Source organism: Citrobacter sp. Cf118 (assembly GCF_030334095.1).
Taxonomy (GTDB): Bacteria; Pseudomonadota; Gammaproteobacteria; order Enterobacterales; family Enterobacteriaceae; genus Citrobacter; species Citrobacter freundii.
This window is the reverse complement of sequence record NZ_JAOWES010000061.1, coordinates 1-7,143: the sequence shown is the minus strand read 5'-3', so window position 1 is coordinate 7,143 and position 7,143 is coordinate 1. Positions and strand designations below refer to the sequence as shown.

The 7,143-nt window shown below is 48.3% G+C and carries 7 protein-coding genes and 2 pseudogenes; 8 read left to right on the top strand and 1 reads right to left on the bottom strand.

The genetic code is table 11. The annotated features are described in order from the left end of the window. The coding region (locus tag OGX67_RS04865) for an IS6-like element IS26 family transposase (RefSeq protein ID WP_061317786.1) at positions 1–509 on the bottom strand (509 nt) is incomplete at its 3' end. Between the two features lie 58 nt (positions 510–567). On the opposite strand from OGX67_RS04865, the gene OGX67_RS04860 reads away from it, so the two are divergent. The 8 genes and pseudogenes from OGX67_RS04860 to OGX67_RS04825 all read left to right on the top strand — a co-directional run. Beyond that, positions 568–819: a hypothetical protein gene (locus OGX67_RS04860; protein WP_001515736.1), complete on the top strand. Its 252-nt coding sequence runs from the start codon at positions 568–570 to the stop codon at positions 817–819. A 113-nt stretch (positions 820–932) separates the two neighbouring features. After that, positions 933–2,078 (top strand): MlaE family ABC transporter permease, encoded by a 1,146-nt coding sequence (locus tag OGX67_RS04855; RefSeq protein ID WP_001325018.1) that lies wholly within the window; start codon positions 933–935, stop codon positions 2,076–2,078. Positions 2,079–2,083: 5 nt separating this feature from the next. After that, positions 2,084–2,875: an ABC transporter ATP-binding protein gene (locus OGX67_RS04850; protein WP_001325019.1), complete on the top strand. Its 792-nt coding sequence runs from the start codon at positions 2,084–2,086 to the stop codon at positions 2,873–2,875. Position 2,876: 1 nt separating this feature from the next. After that, the gene (locus tag OGX67_RS04845; protein WP_000449980.1) at positions 2,877–3,815 is read left to right on the top strand and encodes an MlaD family protein; all 939 of its coding nucleotides are present in this window, start codon (positions 2,877–2,879) and stop codon (positions 3,813–3,815) included. Positions 3,816–3,832: 17 nt separating this feature from the next. Continuing rightward, the gene (locus OGX67_RS04840) at positions 3,833–4,456 is read left to right on the top strand and encodes an ABC-type transport auxiliary lipoprotein family protein (protein WP_425278447.1); all 624 of its coding nucleotides are present in this window, start codon (positions 3,833–3,835) and stop codon (positions 4,454–4,456) included. Between the two features lie 347 nt (positions 4,457–4,803). After that, the gene (locus OGX67_RS04835; RefSeq protein WP_001515737.1) at positions 4,804–6,081 is read left to right on the top strand and encodes an L-cysteine desulfidase family protein; all 1,278 of its coding nucleotides are present in this window, start codon (positions 4,804–4,806) and stop codon (positions 6,079–6,081) included. Positions 6,082–6,162: 81 nt separating this feature from the next. Beyond that, positions 6,163–6,681, top strand: a pseudogene (locus OGX67_RS04830) (PLP-dependent transferase); the annotation flags it as partial. Positions 6,682–6,737: 56 nt separating this feature from the next. Then, positions 6,738–7,143: pseudogene (locus OGX67_RS04825) on the top strand (IS1-like element IS1B family transposase); the annotation flags it as partial.

The following is a 7,143-nucleotide window of genomic DNA, read 5'->3' as shown; positions in this document are numbered from 1 at the left end:
TTGTTCCGGTACTTAATCTGTCGGTGTTCAACGTCAGACGGGCACCGGCCTTCGCGTTTGAGCAGAGCAAGCGCGCGACCATAGGCGGGCGCTTTATCCGTGTTGATGAATCGCGGGATCTGCCACTTCTTCACGTTGTTGAGGATTTTACCCAGAAACCGGTATGCAGCTTTGCTGTTACGACGGGAGGAGAGATAAAAATCGACAGTGCGGCCCCGGCTGTCGACGGCCCGGTACAGATACGCCCAGCGGCCATTGACCTTCACGTAGGTTTCATCCATGTGCCACGGGCAAAGATCGGAAGGGTTACGCCAGTACCAGCGCAGCCGTTTTTCCATTTCAGGCGCATAACGCTGAACCCAGCGGTAAATCGTGGAGTGATCGACATTCACTCCGCGTTCAGCCAGCATCTCCTGCAGCTCACGGTAACTGATGCCGTATTTGCAGTACCAGCGTACGGCCCACAGAATGATGTCACGCTGAAAATGCCGGCCTTTGAATGGGTTCATGTGCAGCTCCATCAGCAAAAGGGGATGATAAGTTTATCACCACCGACTATTTGCAACAGTGCCGGCAGATTTACCCGCTGATCTGGTTACACAGGCCAGTGCTTCTATCAGTGAAACCATTCAGGTGGTCAATAGCCTTGGTGGGGACGAGCATCTACTGAGCAGCGCCAAACTGGCCTTTTCTGCCTCACATAGTCTGGTATTAGGTACTGCCAGCGTACTGTTAATTCTGCTGGCGGTAGTCGTTTGGTTTACCCTGCCAGAGAGGAAAATACGGCAATTGGGCAAACAGCGTGCCACACCTCACTGATTAGGGTGTGGTTAACACTTCATTAATTAAACAGTCATTACTCTTACTTAACTGTGTGATATACCTATTTAGGGTTTGAAACATTAGAGTTTGAAATAGGTAAGGTCTGAGCAATGACTGAGCAAACGTCCCCCGCACAACTTGATCTCGATAGCGCGGCTCAGCCCCCCAGAGTTTATATCCGGGGGGACTGGGTGTTGGCGCATTACTGCGTTTTGGAGCCGCGCGTTGCGCAATTGCGCGCTAATATGCCCAGTGGGGGGGTATTTGATCTCAACCAACTGGGGGCGTTAGATACCGCCGGTGCAACGTTGTTAGCTCTGCTTCTGGGTGAGGACCGTGTAGCAAATTTACGCGAACTTGCGCCTAAATTGCCAGAAGAGCGGAGGATATTACTTGAAACGGTAAGCCATGTATTGCCTGACTTAACCCCTGAGTTGTCTGAAAAACCCACACGGTTTTGGCTTGAGATGCTGGCTAATACCGGCCGTTCGGTAGATAACTTATGGCAAGATATTAAGTCACTATTGGGCTTTATTGGTCTGGCGCTGGAAACCTTGCTGGGAACACTTTTTCGCCCCTCCCGCTGGCGCATTACCTCATTAATTGCCAATATTCAACAGATTGGCCTCAATGCTGTGCCGATCATTATGTTGCTCACCTTTTTGGTGGGGGCAGTTATCGCCTTTCTCGGTGCAACCGTACTCACTACTTTCGGCGCGGGCATTTTTACCGTCGATTTGGTGGTATTTTCTTTTCTACGTGAATTTGCGGTACTGCTTACCGCGATCCTGATGGCAGGGCGAACAGCCAGTGCTTTTACCGCTGAAATTGGCTTGATGAAAGCCAATGAAGAGATTGATGCTATCCAAACACTGGGCTTGAATCCGGTCGAACTGTTGGTGCTACCGCGCGTCTTGGCACTATTGATCTCTCTGCCGATGCTAACCTTTATTGGCATGGTTTGCGGTATTTTCGGTGGCATGGTGGTGTGTGCCTTAACACTGGATATCTCTCCCACTATGTTTTTGTCGATTATGCAAAACAGTAATGGGTTGCAGCATTTTCTGGTGGGAATAAGTAAAGCCCCTATTTTTGCTTTCCTGATTGCTATTATTGGCTGTCTGGAGGGGTTCAAAGTAACCGGTAGTGCTGAATCAGTCGGGGTTCATACCACCACCAGTGTGGTGCATTCGATCTTTGTGGTGATTTTGCTTGATGCCGTGGCAGCGCTATTTTTCATGGAAATGGGGTGGTGAGCCAAATGACGCAAGATGCAATCATTCAAATTCGCGATCTGGTTAACTGCTTTGGCGTACAGTGCGTGCATCAAGGGTTGAATCTTGATGTTAAGCGCGGCGAAGTTCTTGGCGTGGTTGGTGGCTCGGGTACCGGTAAATCTGTTCTGTTACGCAGTATTGTTGGGTTACGTCGTCCGACTGACGGGAAAATTCATGTTTTTGGCAAGGATTTAATGGCACTGTCAGGTCAATCCCGCGCCATGGTCGAGCGCCGATTCGGCGTATTATTTCAACGAGGCGCACTGTTCAGTTCTCTAACCGTGACCGAGAACGTGGCATTACCATTAATAGAAAACGCCGGATTACCCCGGTCTGAGGCTGAGCGATTGGCTCAGGTTAAACTGGCACTGGCTGGGCTACCGCCGGGCACTGGCAGTAAGTATCCAGCATCTCTGTCGGGTGGTATGGTCAAGCGTGTTGCGCTAGCCCGTGCCTTAGCACTGGACCCGGATATTCTGTTTCTTGATGAACCGACTGCGGGTCTTGATCCCATTGGTGCGGCGGCGTTTGACAGTTTGATCCGCACCCTGCGGGATGCCCTCAATCTAACGGTATTCTTGGTGACCCACGATCTGGATACGCTGTATACACTGTGTGATCGTGTGGCGGTGCTTTCGCAGAAAAAAGTGCTGGTGGTTGATACTCTGGATAAAGTTGCAGCGACTGATGATGGCTGGATTCAGGCGTATTTTCATGGCCCACGTGGCCGGGCTGCTTATCAGGCAGCGGCAATTAACAGTGGAGAGAGGTTGTAATATGGAAACCCGTGCTCATCATGTCGTTATTGGTTTGTTCACTCTTATTGTGGTGAGTGCCGCGCTGCTGTTTTGCCTATGGCTGACAAATTCCGGTTCTGATCGCCAGTTCAGATTGTACGATATCGTTTTCAATGAGCCTGTGAGTGGCCTGTCACAGGGTAGCACCGTTCAGTACAGCGGGATTCGAGTCGGTGAGGTGACGCAATTACGCCTGGACCGAGACAATCCGAATAAGGTTTGGGCACGTATTCGCGTTTCTGCATCTACTCCGATACGCGAAGATACCCAAGCTCGTCTCACCGTCGCGGGTATTACCGGCACCTCAAATATTCAATTCAGCAGTGGCAGCCAGACCAGCCCGTTGCTGGAGGGCAAAGATGACGAGGTTCCTATCATTATTGCTACCCCTTCGCCGATGAGCCAGTTACTGGCTAACGGTGAGAATTTCATGACCAATGCGAATGAAGTGTTGGTGCGTTTGAACCAGTTGCTGGCACCGGATAACCAGCAGCGCCTAGTAACGACACTGGATAATCTCGCGCTGGTCACCCAAACTGTGGCTGATCAACGTGGTGATCTCCGTACCCTGTTGCAGCAGTTGGCGCAGGCCAGTAAACAGGCTAATGAGACACTGACTCAAACCAATCGCCTGCTGCGTAATGCTAACGGCTTAATGGATGGGCAGGGGAAACAACTGGTCAGTGATGCCGCCAAAACCATGGCATCGTTGCAAAATACCAGTACCATCCTCAATAAATTGGTGAGTGAAAATAAAACCTCACTCAATAACGGGATGCAAGGGATGAATGAGCTGGGGCCGGCAGTAGATGAGCTGCGCAGAACATTAGCGACATTACGTGCCGCCGTTTCTCGTTTGGAAGAAAACCCAGCGGCCTTGTTGCGCGGCCGTGAAAGAACACAGGAGTTTACGCCTTAATGCTCTCTTTTAATGTGATGCGCTATGCAGGCCGCCGCGTGTGGCTATTGATGATATCCGGGGGGGCGATACTGCTCTCTGCCTGCACCATTTTACCTTCGGCCCCTGTATCACAAGTTTATCTTCTGCCGGTGCCACCTGCAGTCAGTGTGCCACACGCGCAGACAGTAAACTGGTCATTACGGGTTTCACAACCGGCGACGAACCAGTTTCTTAATAGCTCACGCATAGCGGTGCAGCCTCAGGGCCAGGAGATTGCGGTTTATAAAAACTCCCGTTGGAGTGATTCGGCGCCGATTTTGGTGCGCAATCGTCTTATTCAGGCGTTCCGTAGCGATGGGCGAATCCGTGCAGTCAGTAGCGACGATGATAGCTTGCAGGCTGATGTGGAGTTGAGTGGTGATCTGTCCGCGTTCCAAGGGGTATACCATGTTGGTAGCAGCGAAGTGCTGATCCGTTTTGATGCTCGGCTGGTAAGAATTTCAGATCGTAGGATTATTGCGACTCGCCAGTTTGACATTCGCCAACCGATAAAAGGTAACGAGATGAACGAGGTGGTTCAGGCCTTTGGCCTGGCCAGTGACCAGTTAGCCACTCAAGTGCTCAACTGGACGATGCAGCAATCCCCTGCGCAGGGTTGATATCTAAACCAGCACCGGTTGGTTTTATCTGAGGCGAGTTGGCAGTAGCTAACTCGCCTTTTTTATCGTCTAGTTTAATGATTCAAGGCGAATAATTGCGTCTAAGGGGAAAATATTCTCTTTATTGTTTTGTGATTAGTATCTCATTGAGTAAGGGATTAATGGTGTTTGAGTTATCTATTTCATTGTTTTTAATATGTTTTTATTTAAATTGTTCTGTGGTTATCTTTTTTGTTAAAGAGAACAATATTCTCCAAGCATTAAAAACAACAAGAAAATAGGAAAAGTATTTCTCCCCGTAAAACCCTAAGATAAAAATAATCCAAATCACTGATTAATTACTTCAAATGCAAAAAATAACACATCAACAATTACTCGATTGGTTGAAAAAGGAAGTGAAACTTTCATTAGGTTGTACTGAGCCTATTGCTATTGCGTATGCTGCCGCAGTGGCTGCTAAATATCTCAACGCACCGATATTAAAAATAACGGGGAATATATCGGAGAATCTGTATAAAAATGCGATGGGAGTCACTATTCCGGGAACAAGCTATTGCGGAGTCACTCTTGCGGCGGCAATAGGGGCTATTGGTGGTAACGCGGATGCCGATTTAGAAGTATTAAAAGATATTACTGCGACACAAATTACCGAAGCCTATATATTTAATGAATCAGGTAACGTGTGTCTAAACGCAGTAGATGCTACGGATTTTATTTTTATCGATATTACGCTATATAGTCTTAGTGATCAGTGCCGGGTAGTGATTCAAGGTAGCCATACTAATGTCACTGAAGTTTATATTAATAATATAAAGCAAATATTAGTCCGAGACCTAATTGCCGCCAATGATAGTGGGGTACTACCCGAATTTTCCCTTAACGACGCATTTAAATTTGTAACCGATGTCGCCGCTAAAGACATCATGTTTATGCTGAAAAGTGCTGAGATTAATACCGCGCTTTCTGACGAGGGGCAAAGGAAGAACTATGGTTTGAACGTGAGTGGCGCGTTGTCGCAAGCCAGAAAAAATGGCTTTATCAGCACTGACTTACTGAGTCAAATGTTGATCAACACCACTGCGGCATCAGATGCCCGTATGGGCGGCGCACCCTTACCCGCGATGTCAAATTATGGCTCTGGTAATCAGGGGATTACCGTGACAATGCCGGTAGTGACACTTGCCCGACATCTTAATACAGATGATGAAACACTGGCCCGGGCATTAGCGTTGGCCCATCTAGCCGCAATCTCAATTCATATGCGTTATACCCGATTGTCTGCATTGTGTGCGGCGTCAACGGCAGCAATGGGGGCGGCGGCAGGTATGAGTTGGTTATTGACCCAAGATTTTCAAACTATCTCCTACGCGGTCAGTAATATGATCAGTGATATTAGTGGCATTATTTGCGATGGTGCATCAAATAGTTGTGCCATGAAAGTGTCTACCGCTACCGCCTGTGCATTTAAGTCGGTGTTGATGGCGCAACAAAATAGTGTTGCAGGGGAGCGTGATGGCATTGTTTCCTGCGATGTTGAAGGTTCTATCAATAATTTATGTAAATTAGTGTTATCGCCAATGAGGCAAACAGATAAAGAAATTATCAGTATAATGACACGTAAATAAATATTACGGTTTAACCGCGTGGCCTAACGTCATTATTAATAATGATCGGCGGGCTATCGTTAAAATTTAAAGGGACAAATAATGAGCAAATCAAAATCGATCGCGACTCTGGTTATCCATGCCGGAGATCAAGTTGACCGGGGCAATAATGCTATTTTTCCACCGATTACTACCGCCAGTTCCTTCATTCAGCCAAATTTAGGCGAAGAAGGGGAGTTTTGTTATTCCCGTTGCAGTAACCCGACAAGATATGCATATGAAACCGCCTTGGCTGAGTTGGAAGGAGGTATCTATGCTACGGCAACCGCTTCCGGTATGGCAGCAACTGCACTTATATTGGAATTGCTACCTAAGGATTCCCATGTATTAGTAATGAAAGGGGTCTATGGCGGTACTTATCGGTTGTTTGAACGTCTGCGTAAACAAACTTCAGGTACGACATTCAGTTATGTCGATCTTAATGATCTGGCGTCAGTAGAGCGCCATATTCAAGAGAATACAGGTCTAATCTGGATCGAAACGCCCACTAACCCACTGTTGGAATTAGTTGATATTGAAGCAGTATGCCAGGTTGCCAAAAGCAGGGGCATAATGAGCTGCGGGTGATGCTGCCAACTTACTGATTTAGTGTATGATGGTGTTTTTGAGGTGCTCCAGTGGCTTCTGTTTCTATCAGCTGTCCCTCCTGTTCAGCTACTGACGGGGTGGTGCGTAACGGCAAAAGCACCGCCGGACATCAGCGCTATCTCTGCTCTCACTGCCGTAAAACATGGCAACTGCAGTTCACTTACACCGCTTCTCAACCCGGTACGCACCAGAAAATCATTGATATGGCCATGAATGGCGTTGGATGCCGGGCAACCGCCCGCATTATGGGCGTTGGCCTCAACACGATTTTCCGCCATTTAAAAAACTCAGGCCGCAGTCGGTAACCTCGCGCATACAGCCGGGCAGTGACGTCATCGTCTGCGCGGAAATGGACGAACAGTGGGGATACGTCGGGGCTAAATCGCGCCAGCGCTGGCTGTTTTACGCGTATGACAGGCTCCGGAAGACGGTTGT